The 19,786-nt window shown below is 38.9% G+C and carries 18 protein-coding genes and 1 pseudogene; 10 read left to right on the forward strand and 9 right to left on the reverse strand.

The window, feature by feature from the left end; genetic code table 11:
* Nucleotides 1–430 precede the first annotated feature (430 nt).
* Nucleotides 431–1,144 carry a fatty acid metabolism transcriptional regulator FadR gene (fadR, locus tag PTRA_RS04245; protein WP_011327531.1) on the forward strand — a complete coding sequence of 238 codons (714 nt, stop codon included), beginning with the start codon at nucleotides 431–433 and terminating at the stop codon, nucleotides 1,142–1,144.
* Between the two features lie 300 nt (nucleotides 1,145–1,444).
* On the forward strand, nucleotides 1,445–2,050 hold the full coding sequence (locus tag PTRA_RS04250) for a peroxiredoxin (RefSeq protein ID WP_011327532.1): 606 nt from the start codon (nucleotides 1,445–1,447) through the stop codon (nucleotides 2,048–2,050).
* Nucleotides 2,051–2,108: 58 nt separating this feature from the next.
* Here the strand turns inward: PTRA_RS04250 and PTRA_RS04255 are convergent, their stop codons facing one another.
* Both PTRA_RS04255 and smpB read right to left on the reverse strand, forming a co-directional pair.
* Entirely contained in the window at nucleotides 2,109–4,697 is a 2,589-nt protein-coding gene (locus PTRA_RS04255) for a TonB-dependent receptor (RefSeq protein ID WP_058372817.1), read from the reverse strand.
* Nucleotides 4,698–5,061: 364 nt separating this feature from the next.
* On the reverse strand, nucleotides 5,062–5,541 hold the full coding sequence (smpB, locus tag PTRA_RS04260) for an SsrA-binding protein SmpB (RefSeq protein ID WP_011327534.1): 480 nt from the start codon (nucleotides 5,539–5,541) through the stop codon (nucleotides 5,062–5,064).
* Nucleotides 5,542–5,688: 147 nt separating this feature from the next.
* On the opposite strand from smpB, the gene PTRA_RS04265 reads away from it, so the two are divergent.
* Both PTRA_RS04265 and PTRA_RS04270 read left to right on the forward strand, forming a co-directional pair.
* Nucleotides 5,689–6,129 (forward strand): type II toxin-antitoxin system RatA family toxin, encoded by a 441-nt coding sequence (locus PTRA_RS04265; RefSeq protein ID WP_011327535.1) that lies wholly within the window; start codon nucleotides 5,689–5,691, stop codon nucleotides 6,127–6,129.
* Nucleotides 6,126–6,449 (forward strand): RnfH family protein, encoded by a 324-nt coding sequence (locus PTRA_RS04270; protein WP_058372818.1) that lies wholly within the window; start codon nucleotides 6,126–6,128, stop codon nucleotides 6,447–6,449. Before PTRA_RS04265 ends, PTRA_RS04270 begins: the two co-directional genes overlap by 4 nt.
* 66 nt (nucleotides 6,450–6,515) lie before the next feature.
* Here the strand turns inward: PTRA_RS04270 and PTRA_RS04275 are convergent, their stop codons facing one another.
* A complete protein-coding gene (locus tag PTRA_RS04275) occupies nucleotides 6,516–6,875 on the reverse strand; it encodes an outer membrane protein assembly factor BamE (RefSeq protein ID WP_058372819.1) in 360 nt (119 codons plus the stop codon).
* A gap of 112 nt (nucleotides 6,876–6,987) precedes the next feature.
* Between PTRA_RS04275 and PTRA_RS04280 the strand changes: the two genes are divergently transcribed.
* A complete protein-coding gene (locus PTRA_RS04280; RefSeq protein ID WP_058372820.1) occupies nucleotides 6,988–7,302 on the forward strand; it encodes a GIY-YIG nuclease family protein in 315 nt (104 codons plus the stop codon).
* On the opposite strand, the gene PTRA_RS04285 is transcribed toward PTRA_RS04280, so the two are convergent.
* The 4 genes from PTRA_RS04285 to ilvC form a co-directional block, all read right to left on the reverse strand.
* A complete protein-coding gene (locus tag PTRA_RS04285) occupies nucleotides 7,289–8,203 on the reverse strand; it encodes a M20/M25/M40 family metallo-hydrolase (RefSeq protein ID WP_237113474.1) in 915 nt (304 codons plus the stop codon). The genes PTRA_RS04280 and PTRA_RS04285 overlap by 14 nt on opposite strands.
* 22 nt (nucleotides 8,204–8,225) lie before the next feature.
* Entirely contained in the window at nucleotides 8,226–9,407 is a 1,182-nt protein-coding gene (locus tag PTRA_RS04290; protein WP_058372821.1) for a tetratricopeptide repeat protein, read from the reverse strand.
* A gap of 86 nt (nucleotides 9,408–9,493) precedes the next feature.
* Nucleotides 9,494–11,413, reverse strand: coding sequence for a methyl-accepting chemotaxis protein (locus tag PTRA_RS04295; RefSeq protein WP_058372822.1), 1,920 nt, complete (start codon nucleotides 11,411–11,413; stop codon nucleotides 9,494–9,496).
* A 160-nt stretch (nucleotides 11,414–11,573) separates the two neighbouring features.
* Entirely contained in the window at nucleotides 11,574–13,046 is a 1,473-nt protein-coding gene (ilvC, locus tag PTRA_RS04300; protein ID WP_011327542.1) for a ketol-acid reductoisomerase, read from the reverse strand.
* Between the two features lie 136 nt (nucleotides 13,047–13,182).
* Between ilvC and ilvY the strand changes: the two genes are divergently transcribed.
* The 5 genes and pseudogenes from ilvY to PTRA_RS04325 all read left to right on the forward strand — a co-directional run bounded on the left by ilvY (nucleotide 13,183) and on the right by PTRA_RS04325 (nucleotide 17,520).
* Nucleotides 13,183–14,088: an HTH-type transcriptional activator IlvY gene (gene ilvY / locus PTRA_RS04305; RefSeq protein WP_058372823.1), complete on the forward strand. Its 906-nt coding sequence runs from the start codon at nucleotides 13,183–13,185 to the stop codon at nucleotides 14,086–14,088.
* 229 nt (nucleotides 14,089–14,317) lie between these two features.
* Nucleotides 14,318–15,169: a MipA/OmpV family protein gene (locus tag PTRA_RS04310; RefSeq protein WP_058374516.1), complete on the forward strand. Its 852-nt coding sequence runs from the start codon at nucleotides 14,318–14,320 to the stop codon at nucleotides 15,167–15,169.
* A gap of 1 nt (nucleotide 15,170) precedes the next feature.
* Nucleotides 15,171–15,545 carry a DUF3019 domain-containing protein gene (locus tag PTRA_RS04315; RefSeq protein ID WP_058372824.1) on the forward strand — a complete coding sequence of 125 codons (375 nt, stop codon included), beginning with the start codon at nucleotides 15,171–15,173 and terminating at the stop codon, nucleotides 15,543–15,545.
* A 14-nt stretch (nucleotides 15,546–15,559) separates the two neighbouring features.
* Nucleotides 15,560–16,252 (forward strand): annotated as a pseudogene (locus tag PTRA_RS04320) (response regulator).
* Between the two features lie 26 nt (nucleotides 16,253–16,278).
* A complete protein-coding gene (locus PTRA_RS04325; RefSeq protein WP_058372825.1) occupies nucleotides 16,279–17,520 on the forward strand; it encodes an ATP-binding protein in 1,242 nt (413 codons plus the stop codon).
* 158 nt (nucleotides 17,521–17,678) lie between these two features.
* Here the strand turns inward: PTRA_RS04325 and PTRA_RS04330 are convergent, their stop codons facing one another.
* On the reverse strand, nucleotides 17,679–17,900 hold the full coding sequence (locus PTRA_RS04330) for a DUF3820 family protein (RefSeq protein WP_041454363.1): 222 nt from the start codon (nucleotides 17,898–17,900) through the stop codon (nucleotides 17,679–17,681).
* A 266-nt stretch (nucleotides 17,901–18,166) separates the two neighbouring features.
* Nucleotides 18,167–19,738: a cation:proton antiporter family protein gene (locus PTRA_RS04335; protein ID WP_058374517.1), complete on the reverse strand. Its 1,572-nt coding sequence runs from the start codon at nucleotides 19,736–19,738 to the stop codon at nucleotides 18,167–18,169.
* Nucleotides 19,739–19,786: the final 48 nt, after the last annotated feature.

Here is a 19,786-nt window from a genome sequence, read left to right on the forward strand (position 1 = left end):
TTAAATAAGACGTTAGATTATGACGTAGGATAAAGTTAGGGGCAAGCAAAACGACTTAAAGCCACCTCACATGCATTTATGATGATTAAAGTTAAGGTTATAATTATCAAAGCCAATAAAAACCAAATAATGTGAAGAAAGGGGGAGTCCTCTAAGCGAGAAAAGAATTTGGATTAGATAAAGTTGCGTAACAAGTTAGCCAGGAAAGGCGCAAATTTAAAGTAAGTGGCTACTTAAAATGTATCTAGGATGAATATATAAGTACTTGCGACAAGTGTTAGTAAAAAATAGAAAGCATTTTATAGACAAAAATATTTTAATCGCATACTGGCAGTAATATGGCGTACTTTACTTGTTACTTGAGCGTCGTCTGGTACAATCAGTCGGTTAATCGTATGTAGTAGTGTGAATTAATTCGAGTGGGAATTGGATGAGAATTTTTAAAGCGAAAAGCCCAGCAGGATTTGCTGAAGAATACATAGTAGAGTCTATCTGGAATGGCGATTTCCCTCCTGGATCTATTCTACCTGCTGAGCGTGAACTCTCAGAGTTAATAGGTGTTACCCGAACGACGTTACGTGAAGTATTACAGCGATTGGCTCGAGATGGCTGGTTAACTATTAAACATGGTAAGCCAACAAAAGTGAATAACTTTTGGGAAACGTCAGGATTAAATATTCTTGAAACGTTAGCACGTCTTGATGAAGATAAAATGCCAGAGCTAACCGATCAGTTACTCTCTGCACGCACTAATATAAGCGCAATTTATACGCGTGCCGCTATAAAGTTAAACCCAGAACGTGTGATTGAAATTCTCTCACAAAGCGATGAGTTAGAAGACAGTGCGCAAGCATTTGCTGATTACGATTATAAAGTGCATCACGAGTTAGCTGTTGCAGGTAATAATCGTATTTACGTGCTTATACTTAATGGCTTTAAAGGATTTTATTCAAAAATAGGTTGTCATTATTTTTCAGATCCGGGAACGCGTGAGTTGGCTCGCCAGTTTTATAAAGATTTAACTAAATTGGCCGAAAACAGAGAACACGACGGTGCGATTATGATGATGCGTAAATATGGTCATCAAACCGGTGAAATTTGGCAACAAATTCGTGGCGATATGCCCAGCGACATAATGGATTAAACCTATTTTAAAAGCCTGCATTTGCAGGTTTTTTTGTGTCTTCATTTTAATTATATCTACTTTTTATTAATACTTTATAACCAAGAAGCTGAGCTAATAAAATATAATAACTCCCATCACTTTTTAGCGTTCAGTATTATCGATGGGATGAATCGTTAAATACGATTGTCATTTCGCATCAGTTCTCTCTAGAATAATAATAATTATATGTGCGCTATTGGTTTTTAATTTTTAGAGCCCATATAACTATCAGCATTGCATAAGCAATTGACAACAAACTCAAAATATTTGGAGAATAAAATGGGTGTATTAGTAGGCCGCCAGGCACCAGACTTTACCGCTGCAGCAGTTCTTGGTAACGGTGAAATTGTAGATAGCTATAACCTTCATGAAAAAATTAAAGGTAAAAAAGCAGTTATTTTCTTTTACCCACTAGATTTCACGTTTGTATGTCCTTCTGAACTTATTGCATTTGATAAGCGTTATGAAGAATTCCAAAAACGTGGTGTTGAAGTAATTGGTGTTTCTATCGATTCACAATTCTCACACAACGCATGGCGTAACACTGCTGTTGCAGATGGCGGTATCGGTAAAGTTAAATATGCACTAGTTGCAGATATTAAACATGAAATTTGTAAAGCATACGACGTTGAGCATCCTGAAGCGGGTGTTGCATTTCGTGGATCTTTCCTAATTGATGAGGAAGGCAACGTACGTCACCAAGTAGTGAACGACTTACCACTAGGTCGTAACATTGATGAAATGCTACGTATGGTTGACGCACTAGCGTTCCACACTGAGCACGGTGAAGTATGTCCTGCTGGTTGGACTGAAGGTAAAAAAGGTATGGACGCGAGCCCTGAAGGCGTTGCTAAGTTCCTATCTGAAAACGAAGGCGATCTATAATTTAGCTCTCGTTTAAATAAAAAAACCGCCGATTGGCGGTTTTTTTGTTGCTTCTCGTTTAGAACGAGAAACTTACTTTAGTATAAATATAACGACCGCGTGGGTTATGAACCCCAGACGCATAACCGTAAAGGTCAGAATCGCCATCACCAATTGCAAATGGTGGCTCTTCGTCAAACAAGTTATTAATACCTAGTGATAATTTAGCTGACTCAGTAATACGGTACGACGTTTGTAAATCAACTAACACTTGTGAGTCAATCATACGTGATGTATTGCTATCAAAATCTAAGTTACCGTCAAAGTCGATATCAGGTGTATCTTCAAATTCACCAACATAACTTAAGTTAACATTAGTATTGAAGTCGCCCACTTCCCAGTTAGTTGAGAAAATCCAACGATGCTCTGGGTAACCATATTCACCAGAGTAATCACGGCCATCTTTTTCAAATTTATTTTGGTAAGCCCACTCTAAATTGAATTTCAATAAACCTAAATCATCCAATGAATGATTGTAGTTTGCTGAAAAGTCGATGCCAGATACTTCTTGTGAAGAGACGTTTTCAAATGTGCTATAGATTTTTTGAATTGAACCTAAGCTTTCACCATTAGTAGGCGGTAAGCGAACACATACAGTGCTGTTTTGGTTACCACACTCTGCAGCATAAATTGGACCAAACTCTTCTTGGTCAATTTTATTGTCTTGGGTGATGCTCCACACATCAATACTTAAACCAAACTCTGCGCTAGGGGCCCAAATGAAGCCGACGTTCCATGATTCAGACTCTTCAGGTTGTAAGTCTGCATTACCAGAGAATTGAATGTTGTAATCAAGTGCCTGACAGTCTAAGCCAGTTTGTTGACAGCGTTGAGTATCAATAAAGAACTGACTTTTTTCTGATGGACCTAGGCCAACTTGTGCTAAAGAGGGGGCTCTAAAGCCTTGTGCCCATGAGCCACGAACCGTGATTTCATCACTTGGTGCCCAGCGAAGTGCAACTTTTGGATTGGTAGTTGTACCAAAGTCACTGTAGTCATCGTGACGCCCAGCAAGTTGTAATTCTAATGTATCAGCTAGTGGAATTGAAAATTCAACATAAGCAGCGTATTGATCACGTGACGCTGCGGCTGATACAGCTTCAGTACCAAAAATTAAACCGCGACGGAACTGATCATCAGGGATATCTGTAACGTCTTCTTCGCGGTACTCAATACCGGCTGCCATCATCACCACATCGTCGCCAAAGCTAAATGCTTCACCACTAATGTTTGCGTCAAATGAGGTCATGTGTGACTCACCTTGACGTACTAAGCTAGTAGTGATTCTATCGATTACTGCAGGATCGTTATAAGTGCCGCCAAATGGGTTGTAATTACCGGCATCTATTTCTTGTTGTAAAAAGTCGGTACGCACCCAACCTTGTGAGCGATCGCCAGTTTGCATTGATTTACTACGACCTTTTTGTACCGCTGTCTCCCAGCTCCAGTCGTTAAATTCGCCTCGTAAGCCCGCTACAAAACGCATCGTATCAGATTCAATATCCCATTGGCGAGCACCGGCATCAACCGTTCTGTAACGGCCAATATCTATATCTTTACCAAATGGGTTATTAGGATGATTTGCTGGCACAGTAAGGCCTGCATCTTCATCTAGTGGTGTTGGCGCACCCATAGCCACAGAGCTATTATGTTGTACCGCCATTTCTAAAAATGCAGTAATGCCATTATCAAAATTATACTCAAACTGCGAAATAGCACCAATACGTTCAGATGCTGGTGCAATATAGCCGTATGGGCCGTAATCAAACAAACAGCTGCCACTGGCAGTTGCGCTATCGGCTGGGCAAGCAGGGTCAATGGTTTTTACACCATCAACGTAAAAGTAACCAGGGAAGCCACGTGATGAACGAAAGTCCTCACCACCTAAAGCTCTTTGATCTGCAGTGCCTAAGCTGCCCATTTCACTTGACGATAAAGAGGTGTTTTTAAAGTAGTCAATAATAACGGAAGCACTGCTTTTTTCGTTACTTGTACCCCAAACGATGCTGGCTGATGTTTCTTCGTAATTAGGACCGTCAGTGCCACCGTAGCCTAAGTTTACTTCAATACCATCAATATCTTTTTTCAAGATAACGTTAACTACACCCGCAACAGCATCAGAGCCATAAATAGCCGATGCACCATCTTTTAAAATGTCGATACGTTCAATCGCTGAAACAGGAATACTGTTAATATCAACAAATGAGTTAGTAATACCTTCAGCGAATGCACTAATAGCAACACGGCGGCCATTAATAAGTACTAAAGTTGCGTCAGCGCCTAGGCCACGTAAACTTACCGCTGCAGAACCATTTGCAGTAGAGTCTTGGTTATTACCACGGGTAGAGAAAGTACCGCTACCTGCAACAGGCATTCTTTCAAGCAACTGCTGTAGGTTGTCATAACCCATGTTATCAATATCGGCTCGACTGATAGATTGAACCGGAGAAGGGCCTTCCATATCAGAACGTTTAATGCGAGAGCCCGTTACTTCAATGCGTTCTACTTTTTTCACTTCATCAGCGGCGTATGTTGTTGTTGTAAAGCCAGCTGTTAATGCCAAAGTAGCCCCTGCAATTAAGCTAGGGGTAAATGAAAATTGCTTCATCCTTAAGTCCTTGTTAGTTTTGTTGAATTTGGTAGCTAAAAAAGCCTCCATATTAATACCATGTAACAAAGGTGTTAGCAATTGCGCTGTGGTGTGACTTTAGTCTGGGTGTTGCTGGTAAAATAGTCAGTGTATTTTATTTACTTAGAGATAGAAGTTCGACGTAAAGCGAGGTTTTAATATAAATATTGCGTTGCAATTAGTGGTAAGAATTAAATAGTTTAGTGGGCACTTATTTTGTAATAATTTATTCTTTTATAAGTAGTCACTAAATTGCAGTATATTTGTGCAGTTTGCTTTAAAGTTGTGCGTTAAATTATTTTAAAATAAATAAAAAAACGCCTAATAAATTAGGCGTTTTTATTTATGCTTTATGCTTCATTAAGCGTTCTTTTTCACGCGACCAGTCTTTATCTTTACCGTCTTCGCGTTTGTCGTGTAATTTTTTACCTTTTGCTAAATGAAACTCAAGTTTCACCCAGCAATTTTTCCAATACATAGCAGTAGCAATTAATGAATAGCCATCGCGTTCAGTTGCGCCTACTAAGCGATCTAGCTCGCGTCTGCTTAATAGTAACTTACGATAACGTAATGGATCACAAATTACATGGGTTGATGCACTGTTAAGAGGCTGGATTTGGGCGCCTAGTAAAAATGCTTCACCGTTTTTAAGGTGGATATAAGTTTCAGTGATGTTAACTTTGCCAGCTCGGATGCTTTTTACTTCCCAGCCTTGGAGCTCTACACCCGCTTCAAACTTATCGTGTAAAAAATACTCATGTCGCGCTTTTTTGTTAAGCGCGATGGTATTGCTTGTCGATTTTGATGATTTATTCTTAGCCATAGTGCCCTATATTATACGTAATACGAGATGTTTTACATCGATTTTTTAATAATGCATTTAAAAGCTTAGTAATTAATTTAAGCAGCGTGAAAGTTTGGGGAAACGCGTAAAGCTTGCTAAAATTCCACCACACAGTTGGGAGTGAGTATGCCACAAATAAAAAAAAGTGCGCTGGTTATGTACAGCACTAAAGAGATGTTTGACCTTATTAATGATGTAGAAGCCTATCCTCAGTTTTTACCTAATTGCTCAGACTCAAAAATTATTAAGCAACACAATAATAGCATGACCGCGAGTTTAGAAATATCAAAAGCAGGTATAAAAAAGTGGTTTACCACAGAAAACACCTTTGTTGATGAGCAAACCGTGGTATTAAATCTTGTAGATGGTCCGTTTAAAATGTTGCAGGGGCGTTGGCACTTTCAACAACTTGACGCGAATGCTTGCAAAGTAGAGTTACAATTAGACTTTGAATTCTCGAGTAAGTTGATTGAGTTGGCGTTTGGTAAAATATTTAATGATGTTGCAAAAAATATGGTGAGTGCGTTTACTCAGCGCGCGAAACAGGTTTATGGAGCGAGAGTATGATTCATGTTGAAGTTGTATTTGCATTACCCGAAACAGTAACAAGCTTAACAATAGAAGTAGTTAAGGGAACAACGGTAGAACAAGCTGTTATTCAATCAGGAATTATCGAAAAACACCCAGAAATAGATGCTACAGCACTAACACTCGGTGTTTGGAATAGAACTGTAAAGCCTAATCAAGAGCTAAAAGAGGGGGATAGAATTGAAATTTATCGTCCTTTAATTGCCGATCCTAAAGATGCGCGTAGAAAACGTGCTGAAAAAGCGAAAGAAGAAGGGCGAGCAAACAAAGTAACCGGTGGCCGCCCTATAGAGCGATAGCATAAGGTTTTAGCTATTATAAAGGTGAGCTTAACTCACCTTTATAATTTTAATAAGCGAGGGTGCTTATTGTTCGAGTGGAGTAGTAAAGTTTTCTGGCTGTTCGTAATCACCTGAAATAGAAACAAGCTTTTCATTTTCAAAGTTAATAACCAGTGATTTGTACTGCTCGTTACTGCGGCCTTTATTAAAGCTATATACATAACGCCAAGTGTTATTATCAAATGCATTTTCGGCGATAGGCTTGCCTAATACATAAACAACTTGCTCACGAGTCATGTTTACACGCAGTTTATCAACATCAGATTGTTCTAAAAAGTTACCTTGAGGGATGTTGATTCTGTATACCCAGCTAGAACACCCAGCTGCTGAACTAAGCGTTAAAGCAACGATAAGCCAAAGAGAAAAAGTTTTTAACGACTGCATTGTTAGTTGTGATCCTTATTTTTTATAATCTGCATGATACCGATTAGTCACTGAAGGTAAAACCCTTTTAAGCAATTGTTTTTTGTTAAGGGCATTAAGTTAAGGTAGCGATTTGACCACGGATAATCAAAAAAGTTTAAAGTGCAGTGATCAAAGCTGCTTAAAAAAGCCATCTACCTGGCATTTGTATATAGTACAAACCCGCTACGGCCATTGGTATACGGGTATAACCACTAATGTTGAGCAACGTCTTGCTACGCATCAAGCGGGTAATGGTGCAAAAAACCTGAAAGGTAAAGGTCCACTTTTACTTATTCATCAGCACAGTGTTGGCAATAAAAGTGCAGCAAGTAAATTAGAGTACCAAGTGAAAAAATTATCTAGGGCTAAAAAAGAAGCCTATGTAGCATCATTTAAGGCGAGCTAAGAGGGAGTGGTGTTTTAGCTAGCTGGTTAATAAAGGCTTCTATTAATAGTACTGCATCAGTAAAAAGTTTGCTGTTAATATTCTTGGCGGTGTCATTACTTGTATGATGGGCACTGTCGTAGCCCATGCCAAAGTAAACATAAGGTATTTTTTGCCTTGCAAACGAATAGTGATCGCTCGCTTTATGCCAGTTTATATTTTTAGATTTTATATATCGGCTCATTTGTGCAGCGGAGTAAACCGGTTTTAATTTTACATTATTATTTTCAACGGCAGAAAATACGCTATTTAAGGTGTTTTTTAACGACCTAGAGGTTAATCCATATAAGTTGCTACGACGCTTTTTAACCCCTAGCATGTCTAAATTTATGTTCATAATAACGCTATTTGGCTGCAGTGTTTTGGCAAAGTATTTACTGCCATGTAAGCCGTTTTCTTCTGCATCTGTGGCTACAAAGGTAAGAGAAAAGGGCAGTGGTTTATCATTAAATACCCTTGCTAAATAAATTAAAGCCGCAACACCGGTGGCATTATCATTTGCTCCAGGATGCAGTTTTCCACCATGCTTACCTAAGTGGTCATAGTGTGCGGTAATAATAATACGATTGGCTTTTTGTGCCGGGTCGGTTGCCTTTGCTGCTGTTTCTATAGCACCTATGTTAGAACTAATAATATTAATACCACACGCTTGGCTAAATAGGCCCGATTTATAGCAAAATGGCTGCTCAACCACATTGTTATTAACTTTGCTTAATCTGCGTTTTATATAGCTTCTTGCAAGCTCTGCGCTTTGAGATCCTGTTTTTCTACCTGCAAGTTGCTGGTCTGCTAAGTAATATAAATCATCAATAAGTAGTTGCTGCGCCGTTTTACTATTAGCAAAAGGACTTAAAAGCAGCAAAATAATAACGACAGTTAATTGTTTAATGGGTACCTACCTTTGCGGTTAATGATTGCAGCGCTTTTAACTTTGCGTCATAACGTTTTTTGTCATGTGTAAAATCAGCATTTTTTCCGGCTTTGCGTAAATGGTACTTTGCTTGCTTTGTATCGCCCCACTGAAAATAAACTCGCGCCAAGCCAAAATGACTTTCGTGAAGCGTGGGGGATAATGCATAGGCCTTTTTAAAGTGTTTGAGTGCTTTAGTATAATATTTATGTACGTACTCGGTATTACCAAGTGATATATGGTAATAAGGATTACTTTGGCGCTGTTTATCAAGCTGATTAAGTATTTGAGCCCCTTGCATCTCTCGCTCTGTAAGTAAGTACAACATAGCAAGATTACCTTGTGCAGTGTTGTTGTTTTTATCAAGATGAAGGGCATAATTATAAGCTTGCTCGGCTTCATTCAAATAGTTAAATTGCCTAAATAAAACACCTAAGTTACCCCATGCAACGCTAAAATTAGGGGCTACCTTAGTTGCTGCATTAAAGTAGCTATAGGCTAATTCATATTGCTTATTTATTAGCGCAGTAGCACCTTTATTATTATAAAACATAGCGGTAACAGTACTCTTTGATAGCCGTGTTGTTTTAAAGCGTGCTTGTCGGCTATTAGAATCAAAGTCGATAATTAAACGCTGATCTCGTTGGTAAAATAAAGTGCCAGCATCTTTTATTAGAGGTTGACTATTAAGGCTTAAATTTATGTGTCCGGTTAATAAATTAACGCCTTGATCAAGTGCCCAATATTCAGGAATATGCACTTTTTGAAATTGCGCTTTTAAGCCTAAGTGCTCTGCTAAGCTATACGCTAATATAGATAATGACAAACAGTTAGCGTTTAGGTTTTGATAGCTTTGTGCAGCGGTTAAAGTGGCTGATGAGCGATAGGCAAGTGAGTCATCACCATTTTTTAATAAAAAGCTGAATATGCCTTGTGCAATATGTTGGGCTGAATTTTGACTGTTTAAATGAGAATCTAATTGCCGCGTTAAGCTGGCATCTAATTTAAATATTTCGGCTGGGGTTTCAATCTGTTGTAGCTTAAAGTTTGCTGGCTTAATTAGATGCGGCAACGCTAACTTTGGCGATGAGCTACACGCACACAAAAAAAGTATAAAGCTAAATGATAAATAACATTTAAGTTGAGTGGCTTTCATATAACACCTCTAAGCAAAACTACTTACCAATTAAGTGTAGTTGTAATTTTACTCAGAGGTATAATTTAAATGTTACAAAAAATGAGTTATCTATTTGCCTCAAAAGTGGCAACAAGTGACGCAAGCGTTTGTGCGCTATTTGCTAAGTCGCGAATAGCCTGCTCAGTATTTAATTGCTCATTCATCGACTTGTCGCTAATTTCACTAATTTGCTCAATATTGCGTCCTACATCGGCTACTACATTACTTTGCTGCTCTGTTGCTGTTGCGATTAAGGTTGCCATATCATTAATTTGATTTGCTGTTTCAGTAATAGTATCAAGCAGCTCAACTGAGTTTTGCATTGCCCCTACACTTTGCTGAGCTTTACTTTTAGACTGACTAATATCGGTAACAACATCATTCGATATTTGGGTTAACTCTTCAATCATCGACTGGATTTCAGTGGTTGATTGTGAGGTGCGATTAGCCAACGCTCGCACTTCATCGGCAACAACAGCAAAACCGCGACCATGCTCACCCGCACGCGCAGATTCAATAGCAGCATTAAGCGCGAGTAAGTTTGTTTGTTCAGAAATACCTCTAATTGAGTCAACAATACTAGCAATATCAAGCGTTTTTTTAGAAAGTAAGGTTACTTGCTCTGTAATGCCATCTATGTCGCTAGCAAGGGCTGCAATAGTCGTTTGGCTTTGCAGTACCTGTTGATGGCTTTTATTGGTGTTTTCGCGGCTACTATTAGTTAACTTCGCCGTGTTAGCGGCACTTTGTGCTATTTCTTGTACTGTGGCGCCCATTTCGTTAATGGCAGCAGCAACCGATATTGTTTGCTCTTTTTGCTGATCAATTGCTTGTGAGTTATGTTTTGCTTGCGCAAATACATGATCAGAGCTTTGGCGGATCCCATGGCTTTCATGGGCAACTTGTTTAATTGCTGTGTCTATTTTTTCGATGAATTGATTAAAACCATCGGTTAAATTATTTAGCTCAGGTTGCGCAGAGTAAGGAAGTCTATATGCTAAATTAGCATCGCCTGTGCCTAAACGAGAGAATAGCTCAGCTATTTTCGACAGTGGCGACGACAATGATCGAGCAAGCAAATAACTAATAATGCTCGCTATAAGGGCGATGATTATCGTGAAGGTTAAAATTTGCCATTCTAATTTACTCACACTCGAAAACACTTCGCTTTTAGGTACTTGGGCTACAACAAAAAGGTCAGTATTTTTTATTGGTGTTGCAGCAACTAGGGTGTCTTCACCTGCTAAGTTAATTTCTGCTAATGAAAAGCCATTACTGTTTAATAATTTATTATGTATATTTGCGCCGTACAGGGTATCTATATTTACTTTAGCCACTTTATTGGCGTCTTTATGTAACTGGATCAAGCCATTTTTATTGGCAAGAAAAACAAATCCAGATTGCTCAATTTTAAATTGCTGCAGTAGCTTTTGCATATCGGTAATGCTTTTAGCAAGCCCCGCTAAACCTAAACCATTGGGTTGCTGATGGTTAATAAACATTTTTACATCGTTAGCAGATTCTTGATAAATACTGATGTCATAAGGGCGCTTTGACTGTTTAAATGCGAAAAACCAGCCATCTGCGGCATCGTTTTTCAATACGCGTAAAAAGCCATTTTGGTTCCAGTATTGTGCAGTGTTTCTATTTGCCCATGATGCAGTAGCAAGATCGTACTGTTGTACTAATCTGTTTAGCTCATTAAGTAATTGAGAGTCGTCCTCGGTGGCTGAGTTTGCCCAATCAATCAGAAATACATTTGAAGAAAGTTGTTCTGCGGCGCCTAAAAGCTCGTTTATTTCGCCACCAATATGGTTACTAATAGTTTGTAACTTGCTTGGAAGTTCAGACTCTATCATACGCTTTTCGATGATATCCTCTGCGCTATGTAGCGATGTTAAGCCTATGAGCGCGGCAACACAGATTGCGATAACACTGCCTAAAGCGGTGATTTTTTGAGTAATAGAAAGGTTTTGTATCATCATAAGGGTAATTTTGTTTACAACTGAACCAAGTAGGTGATTATTTTAACACATTATATATTTTGAGCGAGTGATGAATAGCGCGTTATGCAGGTACGAAAAAGCCCACCGCAAAAGCAGGTGGGCTTGGTTTCTAACAAGTGAAACTTAGGTTAACTTGGGATTAAACTATTTTTTTCATTGCTGACATGTAACCGCGTAATGTAGCGCCTACTTTTTCAACTGGGTGTTCACGTAATGCCGTATTAATTTGAATTAACGTTTGGTTGTCTACTTGATTACTATGCTCGCCTAAGCCTTTACCAATTACGTCGGTGTCAATTTTTTGCATAAAGTCTTGTAGCAAAGGTAAACATGCATGGTTATATAAATAACAACCATATTCAGCCGTATCCGAAATTGTGCGGTTCATTTCAAATAACTTTTTACGCGCAATGGTATTAGCAATCAGTGGCGTTTCATGTAATGACTCATAATAAGCCGACTCTGCAATAATACCTGCGGCAGTCATGGTTTCAAATGCAAGCTCTACACCTGCTTTAACCATAGCGACCATTAAAATACCGTTATCAAAAAACTCTTGCTCAGCAATTTCAACATTGCCCGCTGGGGTTTTTTCAAAGTGAGTTTCGGCTGTTTCTGCGCGCCATTTAAGTAAGTTTGCATCATCATTATTCCAGTCTTCCATCATGGTACGTGAAAAAGTACCATCGATGATGTCATCTTGATGCTTGTTATATAGTGGGCGCATAATTTGTTTTAGTTCTTCACTTAATTCAAACGCTTTTACTTTAGCTGGGTTTGAAAGACGGTCAAGCATATTGGTTACGCCGCCGTATTTAAGCGCTTCGGTAATTACTTCCCAGCCGTATTGAATTAGTTTTGAGGCGTAACCTGCATCAATGCCTTTTTCAATCATTTTATCAAAACATAAAATAGAACCAGTTTGTAACATGCCACATAAAATGGTTTGCTCGCCCATTAAATCTGATTTTACTTCAGCAATAAATGACGACTTAAGTACGCCGGCTCTGTGGCCGCCAGTACCAGCAGCATAGGCTTTAGCTTGAGCTAAACCATGACCTTGTGGGTCATTTTCTGGGTGCACAGCAATTAGAGTTGGTACGCCAAAGCCACGTTTGTATTCTTCACGCACTTCAGAGCCTGGGCATTTTGGCGCTACCATAATTACGGTAATGTCGTCGCGTACTTGCATACCTTCTTCAACAATATTAAAACCATGCGAGTAGGCAAGGGTTGAGCCTTGTTTCATTAGTGGCATAATTGCGTTTACCACTGAAGTATGTTGTTTATCAGGCGTTAAATTTAATACGACGTCGGCAGTTGGAATTAGTTCTTGGTACGTGCCTACAGTAAAGCCATTTTCAGACGCATTTAAAAATGATTGACGACGCTCACTAATGGCCGAGTCACGCAGCGTATACGACACATCTAAACCAGAATCACGTAAGTTTAAGCCTTGGTTTAAACCCTGTGCGCCACAGCCTACAATAACCAGTTTTTTACCTTTAAGAGCATCAACGCCATCAGTAAACTCGTCTGCGTTCATAAATTCACATTGGGCTAATTGCGCCAATTGTTCGCGTAAGGGTAAGGTATTAAAATAATTCGCCATGTTAGTGTCCTATTGATTCAGTTTGTTAGATGCATTGCTGTTGCTTTGCTTAACTCAACCATATGGAAAATCTTTTCTTGCGTAAACTGATATATTTGCATTAGAGTGTTTCACAATATGAAATACTGAGTTGGTTATGGATCACAAGCATTTAAATTACTTTTTAGCGTTGGCAAAAACATTGCACTTTTCGCGCGCCAGTGAACTTTGTCATATAAGTGCGCCTACATTGAGCCGTAATATTAAGCAGCTTGAAAGCGAAGTAGGGGTAATGCTATTTTTACGTGATAACCGCAGTGTAAAACTAACCCGCGAAGGGCTGGCATTTATTGACTACGCCACATCTACATTGGCTAATTGGCAGCGCTTTAAAGCGAACCTAAAAGAACCACAGCAGTATATTTATGGCAACGTGAGTATTTATTGTTCAGTAACCGCATCGTACAGCTTTTTACATCATATTTTAGAGCAGTTACGCGCTCAACATCAGCATATAGAAATCACGCTAAATACCGGCGATCCTGCGTTGGCAATAAACCGTGTTTTAGATGGCCACGAATCTATGGCTATTGCTGCTAAGCCAAATAAGTTACCTGCACAAATAGCCTTTGTTGATATTGGTTATTCGCCGCTGGTATTTATTGCGCCTAAAATTGCGTGCTCAATTACGCAAAAGCTTGCTAGTAATACAAATAGTATTGATTGGTCAGAACTTGAGTTTATTGTGCCAGAGCAAGGGTTTGCTAGGCAGCGCTTGGAGCAATGGTGGCGAAAAAATAATATTCAGGGAAAAATTTATGCGCAAGTAGCGGGGCACGAAGCTATGGTATCTATGGTGAGCCTTGGCTTTGGCATAGCAATGATCCCTAAAATAGTTTTAGATAACAGCCCACTACAAGACAAAGTACACGTTTTGCAAACAAATACACATGCACCTAAAGGTATTGATATTGGCTTGGCAGTATTACATAAAGAATTAAACGATCCGGCTATAAGTGCCTTGTGGAATATAGCGCAAAATATGGGGGAAAAAATAATTTAGTGGCAATACACTTACTAAGGTTGCTCTTAGTATAAAATCCCAGATAGCGTAAGTCTTCAATCTACAGCTCCTCTATAGCCTGTAAATAGAGCTATTAGGCTAAGCATATAAGCCGCAAAGTAATCTTAATTGTATAAAAGTTGTTAATGATTGTAACTGCCTAGAGCTTGTTCTCAATGACCTTGCTACTATGGATAAATGGCCTTTTTATATATGTACGATGAACACAATGCGGTTTTATTTTATAATAATATTATTAATCTCTCTTTCGTTTAACGCTCAGGTATTAGCGCTAAGTGACGAGCCTGTAGATGCACATATATCTACAGAGCAACTGCATTTAAGCATGAGTATAGGGGCGGGAGTAATAACTAATCCATTATATGGTGCAGATAATATTCCGTTGGTGATCATTCCTCAAATTGCCTTTTATGGCCAACAGTGGTTTTTTGATAATGGCCGAATAGGTTACTCGTTTAAACAAACGCAACAGCATAGCTTAAGCCTAGTAACAGAATTAAACCCAGAGTCGCGTTTTTTTATTGATTGGCACCCGCAAAATATATTTGCGCTAAAAAGTGTTAGTTCAAATAATCAATTTACCCAGTTAGAAACAAATACCTCGCCTCAACAAATAAATATTAATAATATTAGTAAGCGTAAGCTCGTTTTAGATGCAGGTATAAGTTACTCCTTTGTAGCTGAGCAGCAGATGTTATCCGTGCAAGCATTGCACGATGTAAACTCTGCTTATAATGGTTGGCGAGCTGCAATCCAATGGCAGTACCATGGGCAAGTAGGTAATTTACAATTAAAGCCCACCATAGGGGTTAATTATAAGTCTGCGCAATTAAACGACTATTATTACGGTTTAAACAGCGATGAAACACTGTTAGGTAAAATAGTAGTTGGTAGTAGTTGGCAACCTTATGCTAAAATCGATGCCCGCTGGCCTCTTAGCAAGGCCAACGCTCTTCGTTTTCATTTAGCATATTATGACTATTCGGCTATGGATAGTAGCCCGCTGTTTGAACGTCATTATTCAACGACTGCCTTTATAGGATTTGAACATACTTTTTAATATGAAGTATTTAATCTTTTTTGTGTTTATTTCTTCACTACTTAGTGGCGTTAGCGTGGCGCAAACAACTCTTGATGTATCTCCTAAAGTTTGTGTTGTCTCTGAACAGCATGATTTTTGCGATCTCAATTTGCAATTTAAATGGCGGCAGTCAGCGGTTAAAGATGTGTGTTTGTATCAACAAAATACGCAAATACAATGCTGGCAACAGCAAGGTTCTGGTCAGTTTAGCTATAAAGCGCGTGTTCAGGTGGAGACCATATACTCCCTGATCAATCCTCACACCGGTGACTCACTTGCGAGCGTACTCGTTGAAGTACAAAGTGCCCATACTAAAAAACAGTATCGGTTGCGTTCACCGTGGAGCTTTTTTTAATTTAGGAGTAGTAAATGCCAAAAATATTACTTGTTGAAGATGATCTTGGTTTACAGTAATTAACCAAAGATTACCTCGAACATAATGGCTTAGAAGTCGACGTACTAGATCGTGGTGATGAAGTGTTTGCTTACCTTGAAAGTAATCCCGTCGACCTGATCATTTTAGATGTAATGCTGCCAGGTAAAGATGGCTTTAGTGTTTGCAGACAAGTACGTGATAAATACACCACTCCTATTTTAATGTTAACGGCCAAAGGTGAAGACTTTGATCAAGTAATAGGGCTAGAGCTAGGCGCTGATGACTATGTTATTAAACCGGCTGAGCCACGTGTATTATTAGCAAGAATTAGCGCATTATTACGCCGTGGGCAACCTAATTTAAAAGCCACCGAAGAGCTGCAATTTGGCGATTTATTTATTGATAAAACCAGCCGTATTGTTAAGTTGTCGGGCACAGAAATAGTTCTAACCTCACATGAATTTGAATTACTTTGGCTACTAGCATCAAATGCCGGAGAAGTATTGAGCCGCGAACATGTGCACCAACATATGATAGGGCGACAATACGATGGCCTAGATCGCACCGTAGATGTACGCGTTTCAAGAATTCGCAAAAAACTGGGCGATAACAGCGACAAACCTTATCGGATTAAAACCGTTTGGGGACAAGGCTATTTATTTGTTTCTGACGCGTGGGATATGTAATTAATGCTTAGTGTTAAGCTGCATTAATGGGCAAGCTGTTTATAAGCCTGTATGTGTATATTATTGTCTCATTATTTATTGTCAGCGGGGTAATTGAACAGCTTTGGCCATATGAAGAGTCGCAGCAGCAGGTGTTACTCGACGATGAGTTTGGCCAGTCTTTGTGGCTATTATCGCAAACCCCTAATGGGCTTACAAAGCTAAAAAACCATTTTTCTAGCCAAGTGATTGCTCAGCGCGATTTAATATTACCCGCCGAGCAACAAGCTCAGCTATCTAAAAATCACTACCTTTATTTATATGACAAACAACAGCGCATAGTTTGGTATGTTGAACTTAACGCCACACAACTATTACAGGTTGGTCCTATAGGTGGTGCAGCTAAGCCCGTTGGCTCTGTTTTACCCTACTTATTGCTGTTATTAATAGTAGGCATTCCTGTTGGTTTATGGAGTTTTTTACTGTGGCGAGACTTTGCTAAACTGCGTAATGCATGCGAGGCCGTAGGTGGCTCACAGGACTTTCAATTAACCGATAGCTCTAAATCATTTTTTTTACCCATAACGGGCACCTTGCAAGTGATGCAGCAGCGAATTGAATTTTTATTAACCGCGCAGCAAGAGCTTACTTCATCGGTATCGCATGAATTTAGAACGCCACTGGCACGGTTAAAATTTGCCATTGCAATGCTTCAAGACCGAATGCTTGATGATAAAGCCGAAAAATACTTAGCTAATATGCAAGTCGATATAAATGAACTTGAGGCATTGGTTTCTGAAATGCTTGAGTATGCGCGCTTAGATTCACAGCAACCGAGTTTACAGCTGATCAATTGTAATTTAGTGGCAGTGGTTAAAACGGTGGTTGAAAAGCTCAGTTTTGATACGCGAATAAAGTTAAGCACTACATTGCCCAATGAACTGAATTACCGCTGCGACAGTCACTTTATGGCGAGAATAATGCAAAACTTGGTAGGTAATGCTTTAAAGCACGCCAATAAAAGTGTGCAAATAACCTTATTAGCGCAAGCTAATAATATAGTTTTTATTGTTGAAGATGATGGCAATGGTATTGCTGAAGTTGAGCGTGAAAACGTATTTAAGCCATTTACTCGACTGGATAAAAGTAGAGATAAAAAAACCGGTGGGTTTGGCTTAGGGTTGGCCATTGTCAGTAAAATAATTTCTTGGCATCAAGGTCAGTGTACAATTGAAGATTCAAGCTTAGGCGGAGCTAAATTTATTGTCAGCTTACCGATTAATAAATAGCCGCTTTTATAAAAAATAAAAAGTACATAAATGAAAGTACGCAGATAAAAACACTCAATAAAAAAGCGCCCTTGTTAACAAGGGCGCTTTTTTGGATTTTAATCAAAATCAACAAGTAGCAAAGTAATAGACAGCCCCTTTATAAAAAAGTTCTTAATTTAATTATTTTTCTTTTCTAATAATGGCATTAACATTTGCTCTAGGCCATTGAGCTTTACCTCATACATCATGGCTAGTTGGCTGCCTAGCTTTGAGTCGGGAAACCCTTGTTGTTTAAACCATACTAAATAGGGCTCGGGTAAAAGCAGTAAAGGGCGGCCTGCGTACTTTCCAAAGGGCATAATAGTATTAACGGCAATTTTTAGCTGTGTAGGATCCATTGGCTTTAAAGGTTTTATAAAACATAGCTAAGTGTAAGGCATATTAAAGAGATAAAATAGGCTGTGACGGGCAAGTAACAGCCTATTTAACGAGGGAGCAGGCCCTCTGGATTAATATATTTATTAGTAAGCCCTTCGTTAGCTGGAGTCTAATTAAGGGCAGGTGCTTGCGCTAATATTTACCAATAGTCTTTAGTTTACCTGCTTTTTTCTATGTTAGAGAATTAGCTTGTAAAAGAATGTAAATTAAAATTAGAGTGTTGTTTTTACGAAAATAATTTTTGTTTAACGTGCTCAGCAAAACCACTACCGGCTTCTAAGTAAAAGTTATAGGTAGAATTTACACCCATATCTTCTAACTCTTTTTGCTGATCAGGATAGTTAGCAATAGCGGTAACTTGCCCTTTATAACCCGATGCTTTTAATTGCTCTAACGCAAAAATATTTTGCATATGCTGTGGCATTGTTAGCATGACCATTTCAACACGAGAGTGATTTACGCGCTGCCAAAAGTCAGGGTCGGTCGCATCTGCTATTAATACATTTCTTCCGCGTTTTATGTGCTTATCAACTACCTCAGGCTTTATGTCTATACCTGCAACTAGCTGTGGGTGGGTAGCATTAATTGTTTCATAAGCACCAGTGCCAATTCTGCCCATGCCAAATATAACAATTTTAGTGTCGTTAAGGTTAACAGGCAGCTCTTCGGCTAAACGGGTTTTACTTTCAAACCTTAGTAGCCAGCGCTCTATTTTTACGTATATTTCGTTGGAGCGTTTATTTAAAGGTGATGCAATAATAAAGGTAATTGATACGGCAATTGCAATAACGGCTAACCATTCAGAGGTGATCATGCCAGTAGAGGCGGCTACAGCGCAAACAATTAAACCAAACTCGCTATAATTAGCTAAACTAAAAGTGGTTAGCAATGAGGTGCGAGCGCGTAAGTTAAACATGTTTGTTAGCACATAATATAAAAACGTTTTGATTGGTAATACTAACACCAATAATAACGCGGCCAGTAATGAGCTGGTGGTAAGCTCTGCGTTTAAACCTATTGTTAAGAAAAAGCCAACCAATAAAATATCTTTTAAATTAAGTAATGACTTAGAAAGTTCACTGGCCTTTTTATGAGGCGCAATCATCATACCTATTATTAGTGCCCCTAAATCACCTTTTAAACCAACTAGCTCAAATGCATGATAACCAGCCACAAGTGCAAAGAAAAACCCAAATAATGGCAGTAGTTCGCCGTGTTTAGAGCGGTTTAGTATCCACCCCATAACGGGGCGCACTAGCGGCAGTGAAATAATAAGTACCAAAGCCCAAATGTTAGGGATTTTACCGGTACTAATAGCTAAAAACACCACGGCAAAAATATCTTGCATAACTAAAATGCCAATGGCTACTTTTCCGTGTAAGCTGCCCATTTCGCCGCGCTCTTCTAACACTTTAACAGCAAAAACTGTGCTAGAAAAACTCAATGCAAAGCCAACTAATAAAGCGCTTTGCCAGCTCAAATCAACAAATAATGGCAGTGCAAATAGGCTAAGTAATAGCATAAAGCCACTAAATAACGCACTACTCAAAATAATATGTAAAGTAGCAGAAGCCCACACTTGTGGTTTCATTAAACTATTTACTTTTAGCTTTAAACCAATACTAAATAATAAAAGCGTAACGCCTAAGGTAGCAATGGTGTTGAGTAACTCGGTGCTTTTATAGCCCGCTAAATTAAGCGCGAATCCCGCAAGTAAAAAACCGATAAGAGGAGGGAGCTTTAGCTGATAAACAGCAAAGCCAAACACAAACGCGGCGGCAAAGTAAATTAGTTCCATAATTATAAATATCACTTCATTGGGAGGTTTAGTGTAACGAAAAATCAA

Origin of the sequence: Pseudoalteromonas translucida KMM 520 (assembly GCF_001465295.1) — a bacterium.
GTDB classification, from domain to species: domain Bacteria; phylum Pseudomonadota; class Gammaproteobacteria; order Enterobacterales; family Alteromonadaceae; genus Pseudoalteromonas; species Pseudoalteromonas translucida.

Coding starts and splice junctions, on each gene's coding strand:
- PTRA_RS04265 (WP_011327535.1), top strand. CDS start 5,689: ATGCCACAAATAAAAAAAAGTGCGCTGGTTATGTACAGCACTAAAGAG.
- fadR (WP_011327531.1), top strand. CDS start 431: ATGAGAATTTTTAAAGCGAAAAGCCCAGCAGGATTTGCTGAAGAATAC.
- PTRA_RS04310 (WP_058374516.1), top strand. CDS start 14,318: ATGCGGTTTTATTTTATAATAATATTATTAATCTCTCTTTCGTTTAAC.
- ilvY (WP_058372823.1), top strand. CDS start 13,183: ATGGATCACAAGCATTTAAATTACTTTTTAGCGTTGGCAAAAACATTG.
- PTRA_RS04325 (WP_058372825.1), top strand. CDS start 16,279: ATGGGCAAGCTGTTTATAAGCCTGTATGTGTATATTATTGTCTCATTA.
- PTRA_RS04330 (WP_041454363.1), bottom strand. CDS start 17,900: ATGGATCCTACACAGCTAAAAATTGCCGTTAATACTATTATGCCCTTT.
- smpB (WP_011327534.1), bottom strand. CDS start 5,541: ATGGCTAAGAATAAATCATCAAAATCGACAAGCAATACCATCGCGCTT.
- PTRA_RS04315 (WP_058372824.1), top strand. CDS start 15,171: ATGAAGTATTTAATCTTTTTTGTGTTTATTTCTTCACTACTTAGTGGC.
- PTRA_RS04250 (WP_011327532.1), top strand. CDS start 1,445: ATGGGTGTATTAGTAGGCCGCCAGGCACCAGACTTTACCGCTGCAGCA.
- PTRA_RS04290 (WP_058372821.1), bottom strand. CDS start 9,407: ATGAAAGCCACTCAACTTAAATGTTATTTATCATTTAGCTTTATACTT.
- PTRA_RS04255 (WP_058372817.1), bottom strand. CDS start 4,697: ATGAAGCAATTTTCATTTACCCCTAGCTTAATTGCAGGGGCTACTTTG.
- ilvC (WP_011327542.1), bottom strand. CDS start 13,046: ATGGCGAATTATTTTAATACCTTACCCTTACGCGAACAATTGGCGCAA.
- PTRA_RS04275 (WP_058372819.1), bottom strand. CDS start 6,875: ATGCAGTCGTTAAAAACTTTTTCTCTTTGGCTTATCGTTGCTTTAACG.
- PTRA_RS04335 (WP_058374517.1), bottom strand. CDS start 19,738: ATGGAACTAATTTACTTTGCCGCCGCGTTTGTGTTTGGCTTTGCTGTT.
- PTRA_RS04295 (WP_058372822.1), bottom strand. CDS start 11,413: ATGATGATACAAAACCTTTCTATTACTCAAAAAATCACCGCTTTAGGC.
- PTRA_RS04270 (WP_058372818.1), top strand. CDS start 6,126: ATGATTCATGTTGAAGTTGTATTTGCATTACCCGAAACAGTAACAAGC.